This is a genomic window from Ancylobacter sp. Lp-2, from assembly GCF_020523795.1.
Classification (GTDB): Bacteria; Pseudomonadota; Alphaproteobacteria; order Rhizobiales; family Xanthobacteraceae; genus Ancylobacter.
In genome coordinates this window covers 745,699-769,743 of the sequence record NZ_JAJALI010000001.1, presented here as the reverse complement: position 1 = coordinate 769,743, position 24,045 = coordinate 745,699, and the positions used below count along the sequence as shown (strand labels likewise).

Sequence of the window (24,045 nt, the reverse complement as noted above, 5' to 3'; positions counted from 1 at the left end):
GATTATCACCATGTCGGCGACGAAAATCCTCTGGGGTCAGATCCTCTCCGTGCTGCTGATCGTGCTCACGGCAATCTGGGGTGCAACACAATATGTGGCCTGGAGCCTCGGTTTTCAGGCGCAGCTTGGCGCACCGTGGTTCGCGCTTCTCGACCTGCCAATCTACTACCCGCCGGCCTTCTTCTGGTGGTGGTACTTTTTCGATGCCTATGCGCCGGACGTATTTTTCCGGGGCGCACTGATCGCCGCCTCCGGCGGCTTCCTCGCCATCGCCGTGGCCATCGCCCTGTCGGTCTGGCGGGGCCGTGAGGCCTCAAAGGTCGAGACCTATGGTTCGGCGCGCTGGGCCGAGAGGGAGGAAGTTCGGGCCGCCGGGCTGCTCGGCACGGATGGCGTCGTGCTCGGCCGCTTCGACCGTGCCTATCTGCGCCATGACGGGCCCGAGCATGTGCTGTGCTTCGCGCCAACCCGGTCCGGCAAGGGCGTCGGCCTCGTGGTGCCCTCGCTGCTGACCTGGCCGGGATCGGCCATCGTCCATGACATCAAGGGCGAGAACTGGCAGCTCACCGCCGGCTTCCGCGCCCGGCATGGCCGTGTGCTGCTGTGGGACCCGACCAATGCCAAGTCCGCCGCCTATAATCCGCTGCTCGAGGTGCGCCGCGGCGAATGGGAAGTCCGTGACGTGCAGAACATCGCCGACATCCTCGTCGATCCCGAAGGCTCACTGGAAAAGCGGAACCACTGGGAGAAGACCAGCCACGCGCTCCTCGTCGGTGCCATCCTCCACGTTCTCTATGCCGAGACGGACAAGACGCTTGCCGGCGTTGCCGCCTTCCTTTCTGATCCGAAGCGGCCGATCGAGACCACGCTCGACGCCATGATGAAGACCGCCCACCTCGGCGAGGCGGGCCCGCACCCCGTCATCGCCAGCGCCGCCCGCGAACTGCTCAACAAATCCGACAATGAGCGATCCGGTGTGCTCTCCACCGCCATGTCCTTCCTCGGCCTGTACCGCGATCCGGTGATCGCCGAGGTGACGCGACGCTGCGACTGGCGCATCGCCGATATCGTCGGCGGCAAGGCTCCCTCGACCCTCTACCTCGTGGTGCCGCCCTCCGACATCAATCGCACCAAGCCGCTAATCCGCCTCCTGCTCAACCAGATCGGTCGGCGCCTCACCGAAGACCTGCAGGCCAAGGGCGGACGCCATCGCCTGCTGCTCATGCTCGACGAATTTCCAGCGCTGGGCCGGCTCGACTTTTTCGAGAGCGCGCTTGCCTTCATGGCCGGCTATGGCCTGAAAGCCTTCCTCATCGCCCAGTCGCTGAACCAGATCGAGAAGGCCTATGGCCCGAACAACTCCATCCTCGATAACTGCCATGTCCGGGTGAGCTTCGCCACGAATGACGAGCGCACCGCCAAGCGCGTCTCCGATGCGCTCGGCACCGCCACCGAGATGAAGGCGATGAAGAACTATGCCGGGCACCGGCTCTCGCCATGGCTGGGTCATCTCATGGTATCGCGCTCAGAAACCGCCCGCCCGTTGCTCACGCCCGGCGAGATCATGCAGCTGCCGCCCACGGACGAGATCGTCATGGTCGCCGGCACACCCCCGATCCGGGCGAAGAAGGCGCGCTACTACGAGGATCCGCGCTTTCGGGATCGACTCCTGCCGCCGCCAACGCCCTCCCGTGGTTCGAATGCCCAATACGATGATTGGACCGCGCTGCCACTGCCAAAGCCACAGGAAGGCACAGGCGGAAGCGCCGCCGTTGAAGGTCGAGACGATGACCAGACCGGATCAGAACCGCGGCACCAGCCCGAGCTCAGCCGCGTGAAGGCGGCCGAGAAAATGCAGCCAATCGAGAACGAGTTCGATTTCGACATAGATCGCGACGACGAGATGGAGGACGTCGCGGCGAGGAACCGGCGCTTGACCGGACTGATGCAAGGCGTCGCCCGACAGGTCAGCCTCAATCCCAATGACGGCATGGAGCTGTGATCGCCTTGGCAGGTCGCACGAAGAAAGCGCAGATCTCCGTCTATCTCGAGCCCGACATCATGGACATGCTGGCGCACTACGCCGCCCAGCGCGACCAGTCCATGTCCCTGATCGCCCAGGCCGCGATCGCCTCCTTCCTGTCGCCCGACAGTGCCGAGCGTCAGGAGGCCGCTCTTGCCCGGCGCCTCGGCCAGATCGATCGCCGCCTCGCGCGGCTGGAGCGCGACCTTGGCATCTCGACCGAAGCCTTCGCCACCTTCGTACGCTTCTGGCTCGCCACCACCCCCGCGCTGCCCGAACCGGCCGCCCAGGCGGCCCGGGCCAAGGTTTCCGAGCGCTACGCGGCCTACACCAGCGCGCTCGGCCGGCGCCTCGCCAAGGGGCCGCAGCTGCGGCAGGAGATCGTTGAGGATGTTGTAGGACCAGAGAAAGACTAGGGGGCCGGAGTTGAGGCATCGCTCCGGACTCACCCAAAACAAAGCCATCTCCTGAGGTTCGTCAGCCGCTCCGTGGGTCGGAGTTCCCCGTCCTTCCAATAGCTTCCAGTTGCACGGCGCGCACGGCATCCAAGGTTACAAGCGCCGCAGCGACCTTGGCGCGCGCCTCCTCGATATCGGCCATGACGAGGCAGTCATTCCGGTGGATGGCCGCCAGGAAGGCCGCGAGCACCGCAGGCGAGTTTGCTGCCAACCCTAGAAAATGATCTCCGGACGGGGCCCGATCACCGGCGAACCAGTTCTTTACGGTCCGTTCATTCGCGCCGGTCCAGAGCGCCACCGTCTTGATAGAGGAGGACTGGCCACGCAGCGAAGCTCGCAATGCCGTGGAGACTAGCTTGGCAAATGACGGTCTTGCAGGCTCACGGCTGCGCCGTTTGGGAAAGATAGTGCCCGAATCCAGAAAGGACATTCCATCAGCTCCGCGCTCTAGTGCCGAGGGAGTGCGCCGGCAGTCGACGCCAGAAAGTGGAGCGTCAGCGTGTGAGCAGGGTGGAGGGACTCCCGCGAACGGCGAGGGCCGGCGAGGACCGGTCGATGCGGGCAGCCGCCTATGTGCGGATGTCGACCGACCATCAGCGCTATTCAACCGAGAACCAGCTCGACACCATCCGGAGGTTCGCCGCAGCAAGGGACATCGAAATCGTCCGCGTTTATGAGGATGCCGGCAAGAGTGGACTAAACTTGGAGGGACGCGACGCGTTCCAACGGCTTCTTTCCGACGTCGAGCGGAGCGCCGCGGATTTCGGCACGATCCTTGTCTATGACGTGAGCCGCTGGGGGCGCTTCCAAAACGCCGACCACGGCGCCCACCTCGAATTCATGTGTTATCGCGCGGACATCGTTGTCCACTATTGCGCTGAACAGTTCGAAAACGACGGCAGCATTGGCTCCAACCTGCTGAAGACCGTCAAGCGGGTCATGGCCGGCGAATACAGCCGCGAGCTTTCGGTCAAAGTCTTCGCCGGCCAGTGCCGCCTCGTCGAGAAGGGGTTTCGGCAAGGGGGAATGGCCGGATATGGACTTCGGCGGCTCCTCATCGACGAGCATGGCGAGCCGAAGGCCGAACTCGCGATCGGCGAGCGCAAGAGCCTTCAGACCGAACGGGTGATCCTGGTCCCCGGACCACTCGACGAGGTCGAGACAGTCCGGCGCATCTACCGACTCTTCGTCGAGAAGGGTATCCAGGAATCCGAGATCGCAACCAGCCTGAATCGCGATGGCATCGTCACCAACCTCGGGCGTCCATGGACGCGCGGGACCGTCCATCAGGTCCTGACGAGCCCCAAATACATCGGCGACAACGTTTTCAATCGCGTTTCCTTCAAGCTGAAGATGCGCCGCGTCGTGAACGCCCCGGAGCATTGGGTTCGTGCGCGCGCCGTTTTCACACCTATCGTCGATGCCGCCACTTTCGAGCGCGCCGCCAGGATCGTGGAGGATCGCAGCCGGAGGCTGACTGACGCTGATCTCCTCGACCTGCTCCGGTCGCTCCTCCTTGAGCAGGGCGCGCTCTCCTGCCTAGTCATCGACGAGCATGAGGATATGCCGTCAAGCAGCGTCTACCGAAGCCGCTTTGGCAGCCTGCTGCGTGCTTACCATCTCGTCGGGTACAACCCGCGGCGTGACTATCGCTATGTCGAGATCAACCGGCGCCTACGGGCGATGCATCCCGACGTAGTCGCATTGGTGGTGGACGGTTTGAGGAACGCAGGCGGCGAGGTTCAAGTCGATCCCCACACCGGCTTGCTCGACGTCAACGGCGAGTTCACCGCCTCCGTGGTCGTTGCGCGCTGCGGCGAAACGCAGGGGGGCTCGCCGCGCTGGCGCATTCGGCTCGACACCGGACTGGTGCCCGACATCACAGTCGCGGTGCGCATGGATCGCATCAACGTCTCCCCGCTCGACTACTATCTGCTACCGCGTCTCGACATGGCCGAACACAGGCTTCGGCTCGGGGAGAGCAACGGCCTATCCCTGGATAGCTATCGCTTCGAGACCCTCGACTTCTTTTTCTCCCTGGCGGCCCGAGCACTGTTTGAGGAGGCGGCATGACCCAAGCGACGAATACCTGCGTGCAGATGATCCCGATCGACCGGATCGTCGTGCTGAACCCGCGCGTCCGCAACCGGCGCAAGTTCATGGACGTGGTCGAGAGCATCCGGACGGTTGGCCTGAAGCGTCCGATTCGGGTGAACACGATGATGGGAGCGGACGGCCAGCGATCCTACGGGCTCGCCTGCGGCCAAGGACGCATTGAGGCGTTCCGAGAGCTCGGGCGAACCGAGATCCCCGCAATCGTGACGGCAGCGTCCGACGAAGAGTGCCTGATCATGAGCCTCGTGGAGAATTGCGCCCGGCGGCAGCACCGATCCATTGATTTGCTCCAGGATGTCGCCACGCTGCGGAAGCGCGGCTACACGGACCGGCAGATCGCTGACAAGATCGGCACCACGCCCGAATGGGTAAGCATGATGGCATTGCTGATCGAGAAGGGCGAACAACGCCTCATCGAGGCCGTCGACGCCGGGACGATCCCAATCTCGGTGGCGATCGAGATCGTCCGTGCCGACGACGAGGTGATCCAACACATGCTCGCGGAGGCCTATACAGAGGGGAAAATTACGGGACCGCGGCTCATCAAGATGCGGCGCCTGATCGAACAGCGGACCCGGCGAGGCAAACACATCTCCATGAACGCATTCGGCAAAAAGCTGACACGGGCAAGGACCTCCGAGGCCTTTGTCCGGATTTTCCAGCAGGAGGCCGACAAACAGCGTCTGCTCGTCAAGAAGGCCGAGGTCACGCAGACGCGTCTCCTTTTCATCGTCGAGGCGCTCAAGAATCTGCGGGTCGACGAAAACTTTGTCACCCTGCTCCGGGCTGAGAAGCTTGACACCATGCCGAAGGACCTGGAGATGCGCATCTTGGGAGAAGCGGCATGAGCGAGATCGAGACCTTCGCGCGGATCGCTTTCGAGCCCGAATGCATCACCGTGCCGATCGCTGCCCTCCTACCTGTCCGTCCCCCGAGGCCCTCGGTCAAAGCGAGCCACAAGTACCAGCAGATCCGCACCTCGGTGATCGAGGTCGGGCTAGTCGAGCCGCCTGTCGTTGCCAGGATAGAAGGCAATCCAAAGAACTTCCTCCTACTCGACGGACATGTCCGCGTGGAGATCCTGAAGGACCTCGATAGGACCGAGGTCGAGTGTTTGGTCTCGACCGACGACGAGGCCTTCACCTTCAACAAGCGGATCAGCCGCCTGTCTGCCGTCCAGGAACACGCCATGATCCGGAAGGCCATCGCCCGGGGCGTCTCCAGCGAAAAAATCGCCCGCGCGCTCAGCCTCCATGTCAACAGTGTGAGGCGGAAGGCGAACCTTCTCGACGGTATCAGTCACGAGGTCGTCTCGATGCTAAAGGACACGATGTGTCCGATGGCTGTGTTCGAGATCCTCAAGCGGATGAAGCCTCTGCGGCAGATCGAGGCCACCGAGCTGATGATCGCGGCGAACAACTACACGGCGGCCTACGCGACGGCATTGCTCGCCGGTACCCCGTCCAGCGAACTCGCCGGGGAGAAGAAATCGAAGAAGGTGCGCGGCGTCACGCCGGAGGCAATGGCCAGGATGGAGAAGGAGCTTGCCCGGCTTCAGGAATCGATGGCCGAGATCCACGAGACCTATGGCAAGGATCATCTCCAACTTACCGTCGTAAGGGGGTACCTCGGGAAGCTGCTCGGCAATCCACGCGTCGTGCGCTATCTCCTTCAGCATCGACCCGAATACCTAGAGCAATTTCAGGCAATTGCTGACGCCGCCTCCTTTGCGGACCAGGCAGCGTAGTTTAGCTGCCCTGCAGCTCATTTACGTCTCGGCGAACAGTGGCAGCCGATGCGCACAGTGTGCCGCGGTGGTTTATTTGGGAACCTCTGACTTCGTTCAGCACATAAAAACCGACGCGAAAAATGATGCTTCTGCTCGCACCCGACTGAAACGTCAGAGTGGTATTCGTGACCCATACCAGCCCTCGACTGCCCTTTCGGCGACGTACGCTTTGCGCCGCGTTCTCGGTCATTCATCTGGTGACGACCGCGGCCCAAAAGCGGACATTAGCGAGGCGGGCAAGTCGGGCGCCTTTGCGCCAGAAGCAGAAGTTCGCTACGGCGGCGACGAATGGCCGGTTAGGGGCCGTCTCCGGACGGTCAGCTATCGGGCTGCGTATGCCGCGCAGCTGCCGCTCTGCTCCCGACCCCTAGTAGCCGAAGCGCAGCCCGAATATTCTGATCAAAAGTGGTCGTACAAACCGGAGTAAACGGCGAAGGCATGCATCACCTTGCCATCTACAATTTCAATAATTTCCGAGTCCCGTCAGACGAGCCGATCAACCAAGGCTTCCACGACAGGAACGACCTGAATTTTCGCGCTGCGGAGATCAGCGAAGGGTTTATCGCCCGGTCCGGTCACGGGGAGGAAGAGGCCCCAGCCAGCTGGGGGCCTCAAGTGTTTCCGCGCTTCTATGTCGATAACGGCGACGGCTGGGCCCCGTCATCGCTGTCGCTGTGGCGGGACCTATCCTCGTTGTTCGCCTTCACCTACTCGGGCATTCACATCGAGGCGATGCAGAACGCCCGGCAGTGGTTCGATCGGCACAAATGGCCACCTTACGTCCTCTGGTGGGTCCGCGAGGGCTCTGTTCCGAGTTGGCAAGAGGGTGTCGAGCGGCTGGAGCACATTCACGACCATGGCCCCACCTACTTCGCGTTCGATTTCAAAAAGCCGTTCGACCCTCACGGTAATCCAACGGCGGTAGATCGAGCTGCAGTCCAGCGTCAGAAGGGGAGAAATGCCGCTGCTCAGGCCCGGCTGACGGTTCACGAACGGTAGGCGGCTTGCGACCTACTTCGGGTCAACACTTCCCGTTCCGCATGCCGACATTCGGTCCCTCAAGCACCCTCGCCCGCCATCAGCTCGACCAATGTCATCTCGGGCGGCTGGGTGCCGTTGAGGATGTCGCGGGTGAGTTGGGCAGGAAGAAAGGCGAGCGGGATGATCCGGGCGACGTAGCGCTCGTCGGTGCGGTAGGCCTGGGCGATCTCCTTCATCGTCGGGTAGCGCTTGTCGAGGAGATCGCGCCACCAGCGATGCGCCTGCGCGAGAGCGCGCACCATGGCGGGATCGGGCTGCGGATCGGCCGGCCCCTCCCCCTCGATGATCAGCTTGGTCTCGACGCCGCGGCGGCGAAGTGCAAGCGGGCGGGCGACGGCGATCGGGGTCGTGGCATGGCCCAGTGCTTGCGGTTGCAGCGTCAGCTGCACCTCGTCGTCGCGGAGATCGACACGCTGCAGCAGAGTGAGCACGGCATCGCGCCTTGTGACCGGATTGTCGCTGGCGAGACGCTCTGCGAGATGGTCGGCCCGGCGGAGGATCGTCTGCTGCAGGTCGAGGGAGGCCTGCGGCGGGATGACCGCGCCGAGCAGCCAGTCGCGATCGCGCAGCAGGCGCTTCAGCAGCGCGAGGATGGCGTCCTCCACTTCGGCGGTGGCAAGCCGCAGGCCAGGCGCCGCATCGGGAGATGGTGCATCGGCCTGACGCTTCAGCCGGTCCGGGCTGACATAGTAGCGATAGCGCACCCCGCGCTTCACCGCATGGGTGGACAGAAGTCTCCGGCCCTTGTGATCGAACAGCAAACCAGCAAACAGGCTGGGGTTCTTCGATCTCGAACGGTGCGGCTGGCCAGCGCGGTTCTGCGCCAGCAGCGCCTGCACCTGATCCCAGAGCGGCCGATCGATGAGCGCCGGGTGCTGGCCCTTGTAGATGGTCGCCTTGTGCCGGATGCGGCCGATATAGATCGGGTTCTCCAGCAGGCGGTAGAGATGGCCGCGGGAGAAGGGGCTGTTGGTGGCGCGAAGTCCCCGGCGGGCCAGTTCCTCCTTCACCGCATCGACCGAGCGTAGCTCGAGATAGAGACGATAGATGGTGCGGATCGTCTAGGCCTGAGGTGGGTTGAGGACGAGGGTGCGCCCCGCGGCGTCGTAGCCGAGCGGCACATGGCCGCCCATCCACAGCCCCGTCTTCTTCGAGGCGGCGATCTTGTCGCGGATGCGTTCGCCGGTGACCTCACGCTCGAACTGGGCAAAGGACAACAGCACGTTCAGCGTCAGCCGCCCCATGCTGGTGGTGGTGTTGAAGGACTGGGTCACCGACACAAAGCTGGCATTGCTATGGTCGAGCACCTCGACGATGCGGGCGAAATCGGTCAGCGAGCGGGTGAGACGGTCGACTTTGTAGACCACCACCACATCAATGCTACCCGAGGCGATGTCGGCCAGCAGCCGGGTCAGACCCGGACGCTCCATGTTGCCACCGGAGTAGCCGCCATCGTCATAGCGGGCCGGCAGCAGCTGCCAGCCCTCGTGCTTCTGGCTGGCGATGAAGGCCTCGCAGGCCTCGCGCTGGGCATGCAGGGAGTTGAAGTCCTGCTCCAGCCCCTCCTCGCTGGATTTGCGGGTGTAGATGGCACAGCGGATGGTGCGTCGGGTCTCAGCCATGGGCGGCCTCCCGACGCGTGCGACCGGCACCCGAGTTCGCCGGGGTCGGCAAGGCATCGCGCTCCGGCGGTGCCGGCTTCTTCACCCCGAAGAACACCCAGCCGTTCCAGCGCGTGCCGGTGATGGAGCTGGCGATCTTCGACAGTGATTGGTGGGTGGTGCCGTTCCAGACATAACCGTCCTTGGTGACGGCGACCTCATGGACCTTGCCCTGCCATTCGCGCACCAGCCGGGTGCCGGAGCGCAGCTTGCGGTTCGGTCGCATCAGTGGCGCCTGACCGTTCGGGGTGATCTGCGCTACCAGATCGTCGAGCTGCCTGCGGGTCTCGCGGTCGAGACCGCCGTCCGCGCGTTCACGCAGTGCATGGGCGACCACGCGCCGGACGAAGCCCGTGCGCAGGAATTTCGGCAGCGGCGTGCCGATCAGCTCAAGGAACATGTCCCTGAGCTCCGGCAGGTCGAGCGTCCCGAGGTTCGCCAGCTCCCGCTCGAGCGCCTCCGGGGTGAGGGTCATCGCCGGCATGACCTCACGCTCCCGCCACAGCCGTGGACGCCACGACAATCCGGTAGATCGTCTTGCCATCCGGTCCCGACGCCTTGATCAGCACATGGCCCTGCTTGCGCAGGCCGGTGAGCGCCGCACGGGTGGTGTGCGCCAGCCAGCCGGTCGCGCTCATGAGGTCGGCAACCGAGGCCCCCTCCTCCCGGCTCAGCAGATCGATCACCAGGGCGCGCTTGGTACCGCTGCGTTCGCGAGGTGCGACAACCGCCGTCTCCGCGCCCTCCCCCGTCGCCACAACATCGACCTCCGTGGAGGCGCCAGCTTCCACCCCGATCGCGGCCAAGCCGGACGGCGTGAGCATCAGGCCGATGCGCTGCTCGTTATCGTCGCTGCGCCAGGTCGGTTGATCCGGTCCCGCCACCGTCTCAGCAACCAGGCCCGCGGCCAGCAGCTTCTCTCCGGTACGCTGCAGGTCAGCGCCTTCCAGGCGGGAGGCCAGATCGAGCAGCAGATCGTCGCGCTGGGCCGCAGCCGACAGCAGAACGAGGTGGGTGTCAGTGGGTTTGAACGCACGCGGCATGAGGCAGCTCCGTTGGGATCTGGCGGCATCAGCGCCGCCACTGCCACAAGCCCCCGAAACGGGAGCCATCCTGCCGTCAATGCGGCGAAGCGGAGATCGCCCGGCCGTCTATCCGCTGACCGAAGCCAGGGAGCTTCAGCCAACGCAGCCTTGTCCCGGAGCCCCTCGTTTGCGTCGTCGTCCTGGCGACCACTGATCGCTCCACAGCGCAGCGAAGTCGAGCGGATTGTGAGAAATAACAGTGCTTTGTGTCAGGCGCTTACGGATGCGAGCGTCGTCCGGAAACGGCCATGGCTCTCACCCGCCCCGCAGCCTCCAGCGTGACGTCCCGCCGATCGAAACCGCATCAGCGATGTGGATCGAAAAGACCGACACGCTCCCGCCCGGCATGCTCGCCCGCAGCGGCCTGAGCCGTCGCCCTCTCCCGAGGGATTTCGTCCCCCCCTCCTCTTCAGACCATCCGCCATGCGAGCGGAGGGATCGACCGTTCAAGCCTGCATCATGTCGCCAGCCAGAACATCCCAACGAAACCCGCTCCGCATCTCTCCCGGTGAGACCACATGAACCTGCTCTGGATCATCCTCGTGCTCTTGGTCGGGGTCGTTGCCACCCATTGGATCGCCGGCGCAGCAGGGGGGCGGATCGCCCCACCACTCATCCAGATCGCCGCCGGCGCCGTCATCGGCCTCACCACCGATTTCGGCGTGACGCTACAACCTGAACTGTTCTTCCTGCTGTTCCTGCCGCCGCTTCTGTTCCTCGACGGCTGGCGCGTGCCGAAGCGCGACCTTCAGGACAATGCGGCGATCGTCCTGTCGCTTGCTTTCGGGCTCGTTTTCTTCACCGTGCTCGGGGTTGGGCTCATGCTGCACGTGATCCTCCCCGCCATGCCGCTCCCGGTCTGCTTTGCACTGGCGGCGGTGCTGTCACCCACCGACGTCGTGGCAGCCACCGCCATGGTGACGGATGTGCCGATCCCGCGTCGGCTGCTCCGAATTCTGGAAGGTGAAGCCCTTTTCAACGACGCGTCCGGTCTCGTCTGCCTCCGCCTCGCCGTAGCGGTGATGATGACCGGCACCTTTCCCTTCTGGCCGTCGGTGGGCGGACTTGCCTGGGCAACGATCGGCGGGGTGGCGCTTGGCCTCGCCTTCAGCAGGGTCATCGCCTCGGTCAAGCTGTGGGTGGTGGCGCGGCTGGGGGAGAACACGTCCTCCCAGATCCTGATCAGCCTCCTCAACCCCTACGGAGCCTATGCACTGGCTGATGCGATCGGCTGCTCGCCGGTGCTGGCGGCGGTGGCTGCCGGCATGATGATGAGTTGGATCGAGGTGAGCGGTCAGGCGCTTGCCGTGACACGCATCCGCCGCAACGCGGTATGGGAGACGCTGCAATTCGCACTCAACGGGGCCATTTTCCTGCTGCTCGGTGAGCAATTGCCCGGCATCATGGCGCGCGTTGGCGCGAGCGCTGCCGAGAGCGGCCATGCGCAGCTCGGCTGGCTCGCCATCTATGTGCTGGCCGTGATCGCCGCCCTTGCGGTGCTGCGTTTCGCCTGGGTCTGGATCTCGGTGTTCATCTGGCTGCGGCTCAACACAACGCTCGCCCATGGCCAACGGATGCCGAACAGCCGGCTGGTCCTGGCGATGTCGATGGCGGGCGTCCGGGGTACCGTCACGCTTGCAGGCGCTCTCAGCCTCCCATTGCTGCTGCCTGACGGGTCGCCGTTTCCCTCCCGTGATCTTGCCATCCTCATCGCAGCAGGGGTGATCCTCGGTTCGCTGATCCTGGCCAATGTCGGTTTGCCGAGACTGTTGAAGGGGGTGCCTATGCCGGAGGAACCTCGACAGGACCAGCAAGAGCTGATGGCCCGCATTGAGGCGGCAAAGGCAGCGATCGCCGCGCTTGGGCGAGCCGGAGAGCACCAGGGGCCGGAAGCGGGCAGTCGTTTGGCGGCGATTGCCGCCGTTGCCGACTACTACCAGCACCGCCTGACTCAGCTACAGCCCGGAGCTCAGCAGCCTCGGGAGGAAGGCACTCTGCACGACGAGGAGCAACTGCACGTATTGGCTCTGAGAGCCGAAAGCGCCGCCATCATCGCTATGGTGCGCAGCCACCGCATATCGAGCGATATCGCCCACAAATTGCTGCGGGAGATGGATCTCGCCGAGGCCGCCTTCCAGACCGCTTCCGGTGACTAAGCTGCTTCGCCCGATCGTTCTTCGGCTTGCCGAGCTCCTTGTGCGAGCCACAAAAGGGGAACGTCTTTCGCCTCAACCGCCAGGATCGCCCCGGCACCGGACTGCCCCACGACATCAGCACGTCAATCTACCGGAGCATGGTCAGTAGCGAGCACGATCAAGGGTTGGTTTCAGATGGAGGGCGCGTCGTCGAAATCAGGCATTGCCGTGCCCAGTCTGTCTCCGGCTCCGTGAAATGCCTCCAAACGTTGGTCCCCACGGAGCCGGCAACAGTCCGGAGCATCATCCTGCAATGGCTTCCAGGGTCACAGACGAAGGCAGCGATGGATAGTCCGTGTAGCCATGAGCCCCTCCGCCGAAGAAAGTCGCACGATCCGCCTCGTTGAGCGCGGCTCCCACAGAAAAGCGGACAGGGAGATCGGGATTGGAAATAAAGAGCTTCCCGAACGCGACCATATCGGCACGTCCGTCAGCGAGTGCCTGTTCGGCCTTTCGCTGGTCATAGCCGCCGGCGACGATGATAGTTCCCGAGAAACGCTTACGGATGAGGCGCATCATGGCTTCTCCCTCCGGCGTGATCGGCATGTCGGTCTCGACGCCGAACGTCGTCGGTTCGACGGCGTGCAGATAGGCGATCTTTCTCCGATCCAGCGCGGTTGCGATATAGTCGAAGGTTTCCTCCGGCGTGTCGTCGCCCATTCCCATGAAACGTCCCAGCGGCGTCAGTCGGACGCCGACGCGGTCCTCGCCGGCCACCGCAATGACCGCGTCGACGATTTCGAGCAGAAGTCGCGCACGATGGGCGACCGGACCACCATAAGCATCGCGTCGGTGGTTGCTCGCGCTGTTGATGAACTGGTCGATCAGATAGCCATTGGCGGCATGAATCTCGATACCGTCCATGCCCGCGGCGAGTGCGTTGACTGCGGCTGTCGCGTAATCTGCGATAATCGCCTTAATACCGTCGAGCGTCAGCTCCTGCGGGACAAGCAGGTCGGCCCAGGTACCGTTGCCGTCGGCATCCACAATGAAGGTCTTGCCTTCCACCGGCATGGCCGTCGGTGCGACCGGCAACCCGCCGCCCGGCTGGAAACTTGGATGCGACACACGACCCACGTGCCAAAGCTGCATGAAGATGTGCCCTCCCTTTTCATGCACGGCTTTCGCTATGGGTCGCCATCCCTCGACCTGAGCGTCGGAATAGATGCCAGGCGTCCACGCATAGCCCTGGCCCTGTTGGGAAATCTGTGTCGCCTCGGTGATGATCAGCGCGGCTCCGGCCCGCTGCCGGTAGTATTCGACATTGATTCCGGTCGGAACATTGCCGGCGCCGGCACGCGACCGGGTCAGTGGTGCCATCACGATGCGTGACGCGAGCGACATCCTGCCGACCTGGATGGAGCTGAACAGAAGATCCGACATTTTCATGCCTCCCATTGGATACTAACGAGAACGCCACGCCAAAAATTGAAGTCCTGCAGCGAACGCTGCGAAGGCGGTGCCGAGCACACTGACCAGCAACCATCCACCACTTCCCCAAGCCAGGGTCGCGGTTGCCGAACCAAGAGCTCCGCCGAGAAACATCGTGCCCATAAGCACTGTGTTCAGCCGGGCGCGGGCTTCAGGCCGAAGCGCGAACACGATGTGCTGGTTCGAGACAAGCGCGCTCTGTATGCCGAAATCGAGCAATATGACGCCGACAACCAACCCGGCGAGCGAGGTCCAAAGGCCGAATACGATCCATGAGACGAGCGTGACCAACGCGCCAAGCACCACGGCCTGTGTCGGCCCGCGCTTGTCGGCGAAACGCCCCGCCAGTGGCGCGGCAAGAATGCCGACGGCACCCACAAGACCGAAAAGCCCCGCGATCTCCGCGCCGAAGCCATAACGCGGCTCGGCAAGCCGAAAGGCAAGAATGGTCCAGAACACCGTGAAGGCGGCGAACAGCGCCGACTGAGTCAAAGCGGCGAGGCGCAACGCTGGAAATTCACGCCACAGGTGCCAGATCGAATGCAAAAGGCGGGGATAGCTGAGCGTGGAGTCCGGCGTGCTCCGTGGCAGGATGGCGATCATCAGGCCGGCTGCCCCGACAGCGAGCGGTACGGCCAACCAGAACATTTCGCGCCAACCGGCATGCGAAGCGACAAACCCTGCCAACGTCCGGCTGAGCAGGATGCCGGTCAACAGCCCCGCCATCACGGTGCCGACCGTTGCGCCGCGCTTCTCGGGAGCCGCAAGATGTGCGGCGAAGGGTACAATCTGTTGTGCGACCGTCGACACGAGACCGACTGCGAGAGATGCAAATACAAGAAGTAGCGCGCTTGGCGCTATCGCCGCACCCAGCAGGGCGACGGCAAGTACAAGGAACTGGGCGACAATCAGGCGCCGCCGTTCGACGAGATCTCCAAGCGGGACCAGGAGGAAGAGACCAACTGCATAACCCAGCTGGGTCGCCGTGGGGATCGCCCCCGCCAGCGATCCGGGCAGGTCCTGCTCGATCAATTCGAGCATAGGCTGATTATAATAAATGTTGGCAACGGCCAGACCAGCGGCCGTAGCCATCGCAAAAGTCGCCCCGGCCCCAAGGACGGAAGTGGTGGGTTCACTATCCTGAACGGTGTGCTGCATCGTCATGGAAACATTCCATCGTGAATGGGAAAGCGAACGACGCCGCCCCCTCAGGACGGTGCCGATGCGAAACATCATGCGAACGTGGAAATCAGGCGCTGGTCCGCGCCATCTGATCGAGAACCGCGACAAGGCTGTCGACATCACGCGGACCGTCGTAACGGGCACCGTTGATGAACAGGCACGGTGTGCCGTTCACACCACCATATACGCCGCCCGAAAAATCCGTGCGGATCTTGGCGTCGACGCTCCCCTCGAAGGCTGCGAGCAAACCCACCCGACTGAGGCCCAGACGATCGCCATAGACAATAAGGCTTTCGTCATCGAGCGCGTTCTGGTGCTCATAAAGCAGGTCGTGAGCCGCCCAGAACTGCCCTTCGATTGCCGCAGCTTCGGCAAATTCAGCCGCACGCAGCGCATGTGGATGCATATCGACAAGGGGAAAATTGCGGAAAACGAAGCGCAGCCGCATACCCATCGCCTGTTGCACGGCTTTGAGGACCGGATAGGCCTCACCGCAGTACGGGCACTCGTAGTCCCCGTATTCGATCAGCGTGACCAAGGCGTTGTGGGATCCGATCGAGTGATCCCCGACACTCACGGGCGGAACGGAACGGGTCATACCGAAATTCCTTGCGCGCGGCACATCACGACCGCGCCTGGCGCGGCGCAACTACCCTCGGTACGCCTGAGTTCAAAAAGGGCAATCGTCCTGCGTGTTGCCGCGAGCATATGGCGACCTCCGTTGCGTCAACGGGCCGGTAACCTGCGGCTTATCAAGCCCCAAAGCCCCGGACGACGGGCCACATGGCACGCCGCAAGCTGAACGGAGGCCGGCATCTCAACGCCTGTCCGCTCCTCAACCCACGCCGTCATATTTGCCGTTCGGTTCGACGCGCGAAATTGCTTGTTGGCGTGCCAAAATAATACTTGGGTTTACGTTTCTCCCATGGCGCGAAGCTCGCCCAGGCTAAGCCAGGCCTACGGGGACGTTCGCTAAGGCATCGTCATGCATCGCCAGCCAATTCCATCGATATGAGACACCGCGACAAACAACGATGACCAATCCCGATGTGTGCATTCTCAGAAGAAATCTAATCCATCGCCCATTATTCACTGCGGCGATGGAGTTCCAGCATGACCATCAAACGGATCGTTACAACTGCTTTTATCCTCGCATGCGGCGCAGGCAGCGCGGCGCTCATCTATGCCTGGCAACCGGCCCTGCCTCCAATTGCCCCACCATCACCCACAGGCTTTGACGCCTCCGAGGTGAGGTACGGCGCAGATCTGGCGCTAATCGGTGATTGCCGCACCTGCCACACCGCGCCCGGGGGGCGGACATTCGCGGGTGGCCTTGCCATGCCCACTCCGTTCGGAACGATCTATTCTACCAACATCACGCCCGACGCACGGACGGGAATCGGGCAGTGGTCGCTTGAGGCGTTCACCCGTGCCATGCGCGAGGGCGTCGACCGGGAAGGGCGCCATCTCTACCCAGCCTTTCCCTATGACCATTTCAGCCTGACCACCGATGTGGACATGAAGGCGCTCTACGCGTTTCTCATGACCCGCGATCCCATCGTGGCCGAAGCGCCAGCCAACGATCTGCCCTTTCCAATCAATGTGCGTCTCGTCCTCGCCGGATGGAAGCTGCTATTTTTCCATCCCGCGCGCTACACGACCGATCCGACGCATGACGATATCTGGAATCGTGGGCGCTATCTGGTCGAGGGACTCGCCCATTGCGGGGCGTGCCACACGCCGCGCAATTTCATGGGCGCCGAGACTCGCTCCGAGGACTACGCCGGTGGCGAGGTGGAAGGATGGTCCGCCTTCCCGCTTGGGCGTCTTTCGCCCGCGCCCATTCCATGGACAGAGGATGCCCTGAACCACTATCTACGAGAGGGCTGGCAGGCCCACCATGGCGTGGCTCTCGGCCCCATGCGGCCGGTGGTGGAGAACCTAGCCGAGGCGCCGGCGCAAGACGTGGCGGCCATGGCGCACTACCTCGCTTCGCTCGGAGCCACGGCGGGGCCCTCTGTTCAGATACCGACCGTTTCTCCCGATGCGTCAGGCCAACGCCCGCAGTCAGCGGGCTGGCAGGCGGCTATTTCAACTCCTGCGGCGGGTGGCCCGATCGGCCGGGCGATCTTCTCCGCCGCTTGCGCCTCTTGTCATCTCAGCGAGCGGCCGCTTCCGCTGGGTGGGGTCGATCTCGCCCTGTCGACCAGCCTATCGGCCTCCACACCGCAAAATCTCCTCGACATCGTGTTGAACGGCGTGCCGGCAAGCGATGGCAACCCGGCGCTCATTATGCCGGGTTTCGCCGGATCCATGACCAACGCGACGCTGGCCTCCCTCCTGACTTTCTTACGAGTGGAGGTTGCCGGCAAATCGGCCTGGCCCGACCTCCCCGCCGCTGTCGCAGCGGCCCGGAAAGCCGCCTCCCCTCCGATCCATGTGCGAGCCACACGATGACCCATCTTATCGTCAACGGCGAGCTCCGGACTGTTTCCTCCGATCCGGATACGCCGCTCCTTTACGTGCTGCGCGACGAACTCGAGCTGAACGGTGCCAAGTTCGGCTGTGGTCTTGGCCAGTGCGGAGCCTGTACCGTCCTGATCGACGGTCAGCCGGTCTTTTCATGCCTCACGCCACTCCTTCTGCTGGAGGGCCGCGAAGTACGCACCCTGGAGGGCCTGGGCACGCTGGAGAATCCCGGCCCTGTGCAGGCCGCCTTCATTGCGGAGCAGGCAGCACAGTGCGGCTACTGTATCGCTGGGATGATCATGCGGACGCAAGCCTTGCTGGAACGCAGTCCGAACCCCGACGACGACGAGATCCGCGGCGCCCTCGAGCCGCAACTCTGCCGTTGCGGCACACATATGCGCATCATCCGCGCCGTGAAACACGCCGCACGGAGCCTGTCCGCGGCAGCGGAGGCAACCAAATGAGACACGACATCTCCCGACGCGCAGTGTTGCAAGGCACCGGCGCGCTAATCTTGTCCTTTGCGCTCACACGACGGGCATTCGCCCTCACGGAAACCGGCGTAGGCGACACTTCGGTGCACAGGCTGCCCGGCGATCTTGATTCCACGCCGATGCTGGACGCGTGGATTCGCATTGATCCCGATGACAGTGCCACGATCTTCACCGGCAAGGCCGAACTCGGCCAGGGCATCAAGACCGCCCTGCTTCAAGTGGCGGCGGAAGAATTGAAGCTGCCGCTTACACGGCTGACGCTAGTGACGGCGGACACCGGACGCACACCGAACGAGGGGTATACCGCCGCCAGCCATTCCGTTCAGGATTCCGGTACCGCCATTCGCAACGCAGCCGCGCAGGTCCGCGAGATTCTCATCGGTGAGGCCTCACGTCGTACCGGCGCGGGCGCCGATGAGTTGGTAGCGCGCGATGGCGTCGTCACCGGTCCGGGTGGCCTTCGCCTCAGCTATGGCGAGCTTGTCTCGCCCCAACTACTGCATGTCGAAGCGCAGCCCACCTCCAACCTGACCGACCCCAAAGACTTTACGGTCATGGACAAGCCGGTGCCGCGCGTCGACATCCCCGCCAAGCTCACCGGGGTGGCCTCCTATGTGCAGGACATGCGGGTGCCCGGCATGCTTCATGGGCGCGTCGTCCGCCCGCCCAGTTATGGGGCCCGTCTTGTCTCGATCGATGCCACCTCCGTCGAAGGAATGACCGGCGTAGTGAAGGTCGTGAAAGACGGTTCGTTTCTCGGTGTGATCGCCGAGAAGGAATGGACGGCCATCCAAGCCATGCGGCAGCTCGCGGCGCTCGCGAAATGGAACGAGACGGCCGAACTTCCCGACGAGTCCCGGTTAGCCGAGGCGCTGATGGCCCTGCCTACGCAAGATACCGTCATTCTCGACGTCGGAAAGCCTGACGCCGCGCAATATGATGTTGATGCAAGCTTCAGTCGCCCCTATCTCGCGCACGGATCAATCGGCCCTTCCTGTGCCGTGGCGCGGATGGACAGCGACACGCTCACGGTCTGGACTCACACACAGGGCGTGTTTCCACTACGCAATGCGCTGGCGGAGCTCTTCGCCATGCCTCGCGAGAACGTACGGTGCATCCAGGTTGAAGGTGCTGGCTGCTATGGCCAAAACGGTGCTGACGATGTCGGCGCCGACGTCGCGATGCTGGCGCGCGCCCTGCCTGGCCGGACGGTGCGCGTGCAATGGATGCGCGAGCAGGAGCACGCCTGGGAGCCTTTCGGCCCCGGCATGGTCGTCCATTTGCAGACGGCGCTCGGCGCCGATGGTATGATCTCCACCTGGCGGCAGGAGGTCTGGAGCCAATCTCACATGATGCGGCCGGGTCCACCGGGCACCTTGCTCGCCGCGCGGGAAAAGGCCGATCCGTTCCCACCGCCGCCTCCCGTCGACCTGCCGATGCCCGAAGGTGGAGGAGACCGCAACGCAATACCGCTCTATGTGCTGCCGAATGCACGGGCCGTGAATCATTTCCTGCCGGAAATGCTCCTGCGCGGATCTTCCATGCGCTCGCTTGGCGGCTATCTCAATGTGTTCGCTATCGAAAGCACCATGGATGATCTTGCGCGTCTGTCGAAGCAGGATCCCGTAGCGTTCCGCTTGCGTCATCTCGCCGATGAGAGGGCGAAGGCGGTGATCATCACGGCGGCCGAACGCTTCGGCTGGGATGGACGGCCCAAGCTGCCGGCGGGAGGCGGATACGGCTTTGGCTTCGCGCGCTACAAGAATCTCGAAGCTTGGTGCGCCGTGGCGCTGGAGATATCTATCGATCAGGACACTGGCCGCACGATCGTGGAGCGGGCGACGGCCGCCGTGGACACCGGACAGGTCGTCAATCCCGATGGCGTGCGCAACCAGATCGAGGGCGGGATCGTACAGGCGACGAGCTGGACGCTGTTCGAGGGCGTGCGCTTTGATCGGCGCCGCATCACGTCGATCGACTGGGCGGCGTATCCCATTCTGCGCTTCGCCCATGTGCCGCGCGCGATCGACGTCCACATCGTCGACCGCCCCGGCCTTCCCTTCCTTGGAGCGGGCGAGGCCGCGCAAGGGCCGACAGGAGCGGCCATCGCGAACGCTGTGCGTGACGCCACCGGACAACGACTACATGCGTTGCCCCTCGATGCCGCGAAAATTCGCCCGCAAAACCTGCTCGCCGGCCGGCCTAGGGCCGGCACATGATGGGCGTATCGCAAAACCACGCCCCCCGATCTCGTTCGGGTCCGGAAGACGACCGCCGCGCAGCCGCGTCATCTTGATCGGGCAGTGGGCACGCTGAAACGGTGGAGGCTGGAGCCTTGCCCAGACAATGACGGCCGGACGGGAATCGTAATCGTGAGCCTCATCGACGAACGCAAGCATCAGATGTTTCCCGTCCTCACCGCGATGCAAATGCAGATGGTGCAACGCTTCGCGAGCGGCCCGGAACGGCATTTCCATCCAGGTGAGCCGGTATTCAACGTCGGTGACGTCGCGGTCCCGACATGGCTTATCCTGAAAGGTTCGATCGCGATCGTGCGTCGCGATGGACTTGGCCGGGAAAAGCCGATCACCGTGCAGGGCCCTGGTCAATTTACGGGAGAAGTCAGCCAGTTGGCGGGACGTCCGTCGTATGCCGCAGCGACCGCAGGTCCAGAGGGATGCACGGCACTCCCCTTGGATGCCTCTCACTTGCGAGCTCTTGCCATAGGCTCAGCGGAGATCGGGGAGCTGCTGATGCGTGCTCTGATACTGCGGCGCGTGGGGCTCATCGAGGGCGGAGCGGCAGGCTCGGTTCTCGTCGGCCGGCCTGGCGAGGGACTGCTTGTCGTAATCGAGGGACTGCTAACGAGAAACGGCTACCCCTTTACCTTTCTCGATGCATCGAAGGACGAGGAAGGCCGCGCTGTTGTGCAACGGCTCGGCGTCCTGTCCGATGACTTGCCATTGCTGATCTGCCCGACCGGCACGATACTCAAGCGCCCCACCACGGCTGAGGTCGCGACCTGCCTCGGCATGCTACCCCGGCTTGATCCCGAAAGGGTCTACGACGTCGCGGTGGTAGGGGCCGGGCCCTCCGGGCTGGCAACGGCTGTGTATGCGGCGTCCGAGGGACTTTCGGTGCTGGTGCTGGACCAACGAGCCATCGGCGGGCAGGCGGGCGCATCTGCTCGCATTGAGAATTATCTGGGGTTTCCCACCGGCATTTCCGGCCAGGCCTTGGCCGGGCGAGCCTATAACCAGGCACAGAAGTTTGGTGCCGAACTGGCAATTCCTTTAGAGGTGAAGCGGCTCGACTGCGAGAAGGACGGCGTGGAGCCATGGCGTCTCGCACTATCCAACGACACGACAGTGCAGGCGCGCACCGTCGTGATTGCTACTGGAGCACGATATCGGCGCCCGCACGTCGCCAATCTCGCGACATTTGAGGGGTCGGACGTAGCTTACTGGGCATCACCCATCGAGGCCCGCCTTTGCACAGGCCAGGACGTGGCGCTGGTCGGGGGAGGCAACTCCGCCGGGCAGGCTATCGCTTTCCTCGCACCAAAGGTGAAGCGACTTCACCTCATTGTTCGGGCGAGTGGATTGGAGGCGTCGATGTCGCGTTACCTCATCGACCGCATCGGCTCGCTTCCGAATGTGGAGATGCATACAAGAACAGAGGTCGTGGCGTTGGAAGGTGATACGGGCCATGGCCTTCGCGGGGTAGTGTGTCGTCGACTTGACGAGGGAAGGTCAGTCACCCTACCCGTGCACCATCTATTCCTGTTCATCGGCGCTGATCCGAATACCGAATGGCTGGACGGGTGCGTGGATAGCGATGCTCATGGCTTCGTAGTCACCGGGCAACAAGGTGGTCCTGACCGGCCCGTGGTACTGCCGCTCGAGACCAGCAGGCCAGGTGTGTTTGCCATCGGCGACGTCCGGGCCGGATCGACGAAGCGAGTTGCCGCCGCCGTTGGCGAAGGAGCCGCAGTCGTTTCCCAGATTCACACTTATCTTGCACGCACCGCGACATGAGCTGCCTCCTGAAGATCGAGATCACTCCAGGCTGCTCTGCCGCCGTTCCGTGGATCCGAGGCCACGGCGGCGTGACCAAACTCTGAAACAGAATCCCTCGGTACGATCACGTTGGCGAGTTCGTTCGACGCCGGCCTCAGCGATGCATTCGCTGCCAGAGACTCGGACTTAATCCGACTACGGATGAGAAGACGCGCGCAAAATTGCTTGGGTCGCCAAATCCGCAGCAGATCCCAATCTCAGCGACCGTCATTTTACTTTCTAACAACTGCGCCTTCGCGGTTTCTACCCGATGATGGGTGAGCCAGCGATGCGGTTGCATCCCCGTGCTTTTCCGAAATGCCCGAGTAAAATGGCTTGGTGACAGTCCGCACTCGCGCGCGATGTCGGAAATACTGAGCGAAGTGGCGAAGTTCTCGCGGATATATTCTTTTGCGCGGCGCTCCTGCCAACCGGCGAGGCCACCGGCGGTCACCAGCCGCGCTGCATCGAGACCCCCATAGGCCCACGCTATATGGATGCGAATTGCGAGCCCGATGTGTTGAACAGTTGGCGAACCGGGATCGGATCGCTCTTCCAAGGCGGGAATCAAAGATCTTCCCAAGGCCGCCAATATCGGGTCTTCCGTTCCTCGGGGCCAGTTCAGGGAGGTTATGGCGTGACCGTCATGTTCACGGGAAACGTTGTCGAGGGACGATTGCGTGACATAAAAGCTGATAAAATCGAATGCGTTGCGTGGACGAGCGATGGGATTGTGCCGGAGATCGACGACACTCACGGTATTTTGCCGATAGGCTCCCCTGAATTCCCGCTTTCCGTTGAGCCAGAGCTCGTGATCGGCATTGTGCCGAAGTTGCAGGCTCACCATGAACGCCGGCTCGCACGGGATCGGCAGTGTCGCGGCGGGCGGTGCAGCATCCGAGCGAAGGCGCGTGACCGCCAGCTGCATCTGCGCCGCCGTACCGATGACAAGATGTGGAGCGTCGCTCAAATGTATATGCCGAGCAATGTTGGCACCATAGTTCCTCCCATTCACGGATCGGTCCCCGGAGATCAATTCACGGCCCAACCCGTGCTTCAAAAAGATCAAACTAGCGTCACTCGCCCGGACGATATAGTGTTGCACTATTCGGCGCGGTGTCAAAATAGCGCGGGAGCACGGCTTTTGAAGGCTGTGATTTTAGCAGGGCCGATAGGGTAGAATTGTCGTGAGTAAGGCGAAGCATCAGCCACTGGCACCTTGACGAGTCGGACTGGAGGTCTCCTTGCGCGTAGCGTTTGTCCAATGGCCCGACGGGCTCGTTCCCTCCAGCCCGGAATGGCAAGCTCTCGCTAGCGACATCGAAGCCGCCGGCCCGGACATTCTGGTGACGAACCAATTGCCGTTCGGACGATGGATCGCGGAATCGCCCCGCTATGATGAGAAGGTGGCCGCGGAAAGCATTGCTATTCACGAGCAGGGCATCATCGCGCTGTCCGACCTCGACCTCCCTGCCGTCATCACGTCTCGCCCGGTCTGGTCGGACGGTCGTCTGGCCAATGAAGGCGTGGTACTCGAAGGCGGACGCATTCGCTACCTGCACCGCAAGCTCGTGCTACCCGATCAGGAAGGCTGGCGGGAAAGAACCTGGTTTCGGCCCGGTCGTGGAGCCCCCCTGCTCGCTGATGTCCTCGGTGTTCGGGTTGGAATGCTGTTGTGTACGGAGCTAATGTTCAATGAGCTCGCCCGCAATCTGGGCGGCGACGGAGCTGAGTTGATCGTCGTGCCGCGCGCCACGGACGCAGCGTCTCCGTGCGTGACGGCCGGTGCGATGGCTGCCATTGTGTCAGGGAGTTACGTGGTCAGCTCCAATCGTATGGGTCGAGCCGGAAACAATCCGGAATTCGGCGGATCGGGTTTCGCCTTCGCACCCGACGGTGAGCTCATGGCGACAACCTCGTCCAGCCAAGCTGTTGTTGTAGTCGATATCGACGCCCGCGTGGCGCGACGCCAGAAATGTCGCTATCCGTGCTACTTGGCAGAGGGCGGGGCGCTGGAGGCGATGCCCGGTTGATACGGGTCGCA

21 protein-coding genes are annotated in these 24,045 nt (G+C 63.2%); 12 read left to right on the top strand and 9 right to left on the bottom strand.

All coding sequences use genetic code 11. The annotated features are described in order from the left end of the window. The first annotated feature begins 10 nt into the window (after nucleotides 1-10). Together LGR54_RS03625 and LGR54_RS03620 are read left to right on the top strand one after the other, a co-directional pair. Nucleotides 11-2,002 carry a conjugal transfer protein TraG gene (locus tag LGR54_RS03625; protein WP_230360578.1) on the top strand — a complete coding sequence of 664 codons (1,992 nt, stop codon included), beginning with the start codon at nucleotides 11-13 and terminating at the stop codon, nucleotides 2,000-2,002. Nucleotides 2,003-2,007: 5 nt separating this feature from the next. Further along, a complete protein-coding gene (locus LGR54_RS03620; protein ID WP_230360577.1) occupies nucleotides 2,008-2,439 on the top strand; it encodes a CopG family transcriptional regulator in 432 nt (143 codons plus the stop codon). Between the two features lie 61 nt (nucleotides 2,440-2,500). Here the strand turns inward: LGR54_RS03620 and LGR54_RS03615 are convergent, their stop codons facing one another. After that, complete coding sequence (locus LGR54_RS03615; protein ID WP_230360576.1) at nucleotides 2,501-2,911, bottom strand: hypothetical protein; 411 nt, start codon at nucleotides 2,909-2,911, stop codon at nucleotides 2,501-2,503. 125 nt (nucleotides 2,912-3,036) lie between these two features. Here LGR54_RS03615 and LGR54_RS03610 point away from each other — a divergent pair, with 125 nt between their 5' ends. The 4 genes from LGR54_RS03610 to LGR54_RS03595 all read left to right on the top strand — a co-directional run bounded on the left by LGR54_RS03610 (nucleotide 3,037) and on the right by LGR54_RS03595 (nucleotide 7,384). Next, nucleotides 3,037-4,554, top strand: a complete 1,518-nt coding sequence (locus tag LGR54_RS03610; protein WP_230360575.1) for a recombinase family protein — start codon at nucleotides 3,037-3,039, stop codon at nucleotides 4,552-4,554. After that, complete coding sequence (locus LGR54_RS03605) at nucleotides 4,551-5,444, top strand: plasmid partitioning protein RepB C-terminal domain-containing protein (protein WP_230360574.1); 894 nt, start codon at nucleotides 4,551-4,553, stop codon at nucleotides 5,442-5,444. The genes LGR54_RS03610 and LGR54_RS03605 overlap by 4 nt, the downstream gene beginning before the upstream one ends. Continuing rightward, entirely contained in the window at nucleotides 5,441-6,343 is a 903-nt protein-coding gene (locus LGR54_RS03600; RefSeq protein WP_230360573.1) for a plasmid partitioning protein RepB C-terminal domain-containing protein, read from the top strand. The genes LGR54_RS03605 and LGR54_RS03600 overlap by 4 nt, the downstream gene beginning before the upstream one ends. Nucleotides 6,344-6,823: 480 nt before the next feature. After that, nucleotides 6,824-7,384: a DUF3291 domain-containing protein gene (locus tag LGR54_RS03595; protein WP_230360572.1), complete on the top strand. Its 561-nt coding sequence runs from the start codon at nucleotides 6,824-6,826 to the stop codon at nucleotides 7,382-7,384. Nucleotides 7,385-7,443: 59 nt separating this feature from the next. Here LGR54_RS03595 and LGR54_RS03590 read toward each other — a convergent pair whose 3' ends face one another. The 4 genes from LGR54_RS03590 to LGR54_RS03575 are packed head-to-tail and all read right to left on the bottom strand — an operon-like array spanning nucleotide 7,444 to nucleotide 10,130. Beyond that, nucleotides 7,444-8,475, bottom strand: coding sequence for a recombinase family protein (locus tag LGR54_RS03590; protein ID WP_370638135.1), 1,032 nt, complete (start codon nucleotides 8,473-8,475; stop codon nucleotides 7,444-7,446). A gap of 12 nt (nucleotides 8,476-8,487) precedes the next feature. Next, nucleotides 8,488-9,048 (bottom strand): recombinase family protein, encoded by a 561-nt coding sequence (locus tag LGR54_RS03585; RefSeq protein ID WP_230360570.1) that lies wholly within the window; start codon nucleotides 9,046-9,048, stop codon nucleotides 8,488-8,490. Further along, nucleotides 9,041-9,571, bottom strand: coding sequence for a DUF2924 domain-containing protein (locus tag LGR54_RS03580; RefSeq protein WP_230360569.1), 531 nt, complete (start codon nucleotides 9,569-9,571; stop codon nucleotides 9,041-9,043). The genes LGR54_RS03585 and LGR54_RS03580 overlap by 8 nt, the downstream gene beginning before the upstream one ends. Nucleotides 9,572-9,575: 4 nt before the next feature. Continuing rightward, the gene (locus tag LGR54_RS03575) at nucleotides 9,576-10,130 is read right to left on the bottom strand and encodes a DUF3489 domain-containing protein (protein WP_230360568.1); all 555 of its coding nucleotides are present in this window, start codon (nucleotides 10,128-10,130) and stop codon (nucleotides 9,576-9,578) included. A 560-nt stretch (nucleotides 10,131-10,690) separates the two neighbouring features. On the opposite strand from LGR54_RS03575, the gene LGR54_RS03570 reads away from it, so the two are divergent. After that, a complete protein-coding gene (locus tag LGR54_RS03570; RefSeq protein ID WP_230360567.1) occupies nucleotides 10,691-12,328 on the top strand; it encodes a Na+/H+ antiporter in 1,638 nt (545 codons plus the stop codon). 282 nt (nucleotides 12,329-12,610) lie between these two features. On the opposite strand, the gene LGR54_RS03565 is transcribed toward LGR54_RS03570, so the two are convergent. The 3 genes from LGR54_RS03565 to LGR54_RS03555 form a co-directional block, all read right to left on the bottom strand. After that, the gene (locus LGR54_RS03565) at nucleotides 12,611-13,750 is read right to left on the bottom strand and encodes an alkene reductase (RefSeq protein ID WP_230360566.1); all 1,140 of its coding nucleotides are present in this window, start codon (nucleotides 13,748-13,750) and stop codon (nucleotides 12,611-12,613) included. A gap of 21 nt (nucleotides 13,751-13,771) precedes the next feature. Beyond that, nucleotides 13,772-14,962: an MFS transporter gene (locus LGR54_RS03560; protein ID WP_370638117.1), complete on the bottom strand. Its 1,191-nt coding sequence runs from the start codon at nucleotides 14,960-14,962 to the stop codon at nucleotides 13,772-13,774. Between the two features lie 85 nt (nucleotides 14,963-15,047). Continuing rightward, nucleotides 15,048-15,578 (bottom strand): DsbA family protein, encoded by a 531-nt coding sequence (locus tag LGR54_RS03555; protein WP_230360565.1) that lies wholly within the window; start codon nucleotides 15,576-15,578, stop codon nucleotides 15,048-15,050. 515 nt (nucleotides 15,579-16,093) lie between these two features. On the opposite strand from LGR54_RS03555, the gene LGR54_RS03550 reads away from it, so the two are divergent. The 4 genes from LGR54_RS03550 (at nucleotide 16,094) to LGR54_RS03535 (ending at nucleotide 21,980) form a co-directional block, all read left to right on the top strand. Further along, complete coding sequence (locus LGR54_RS03550; RefSeq protein ID WP_230360564.1) at nucleotides 16,094-17,437, top strand: cytochrome c; 1,344 nt, start codon at nucleotides 16,094-16,096, stop codon at nucleotides 17,435-17,437. Further along, complete coding sequence (locus tag LGR54_RS03545; protein WP_230360563.1) at nucleotides 17,434-17,913, top strand: (2Fe-2S)-binding protein; 480 nt, start codon at nucleotides 17,434-17,436, stop codon at nucleotides 17,911-17,913. Before LGR54_RS03550 ends, LGR54_RS03545 begins: the two co-directional genes overlap by 4 nt. Next, nucleotides 17,910-20,162: a molybdopterin cofactor-binding domain-containing protein gene (locus LGR54_RS03540; protein ID WP_230360562.1), complete on the top strand. Its 2,253-nt coding sequence runs from the start codon at nucleotides 17,910-17,912 to the stop codon at nucleotides 20,160-20,162. Before LGR54_RS03545 ends, LGR54_RS03540 begins: the two co-directional genes overlap by 4 nt. A gap of 153 nt (nucleotides 20,163-20,315) precedes the next feature. Beyond that, nucleotides 20,316-21,980 (top strand): FAD-dependent oxidoreductase, encoded by a 1,665-nt coding sequence (locus LGR54_RS03535; protein WP_370638116.1) that lies wholly within the window; start codon nucleotides 20,316-20,318, stop codon nucleotides 21,978-21,980. A gap of 136 nt (nucleotides 21,981-22,116) precedes the next feature. On the opposite strand, the gene LGR54_RS03530 is transcribed toward LGR54_RS03535, so the two are convergent. Further along, nucleotides 22,117-22,971, bottom strand: coding sequence for a helix-turn-helix domain-containing protein (locus tag LGR54_RS03530; protein ID WP_230360561.1), 855 nt, complete (start codon nucleotides 22,969-22,971; stop codon nucleotides 22,117-22,119). 274 nt (nucleotides 22,972-23,245) lie between these two features. Here LGR54_RS03530 and LGR54_RS03525 point away from each other — a divergent pair, with 274 nt between their 5' ends. Further along, nucleotides 23,246-24,034: a carbon-nitrogen hydrolase family protein gene (locus LGR54_RS03525; protein WP_230360560.1), complete on the top strand. Its 789-nt coding sequence runs from the start codon at nucleotides 23,246-23,248 to the stop codon at nucleotides 24,032-24,034. Nucleotides 24,035-24,045 lie beyond the last annotated feature (11 nt).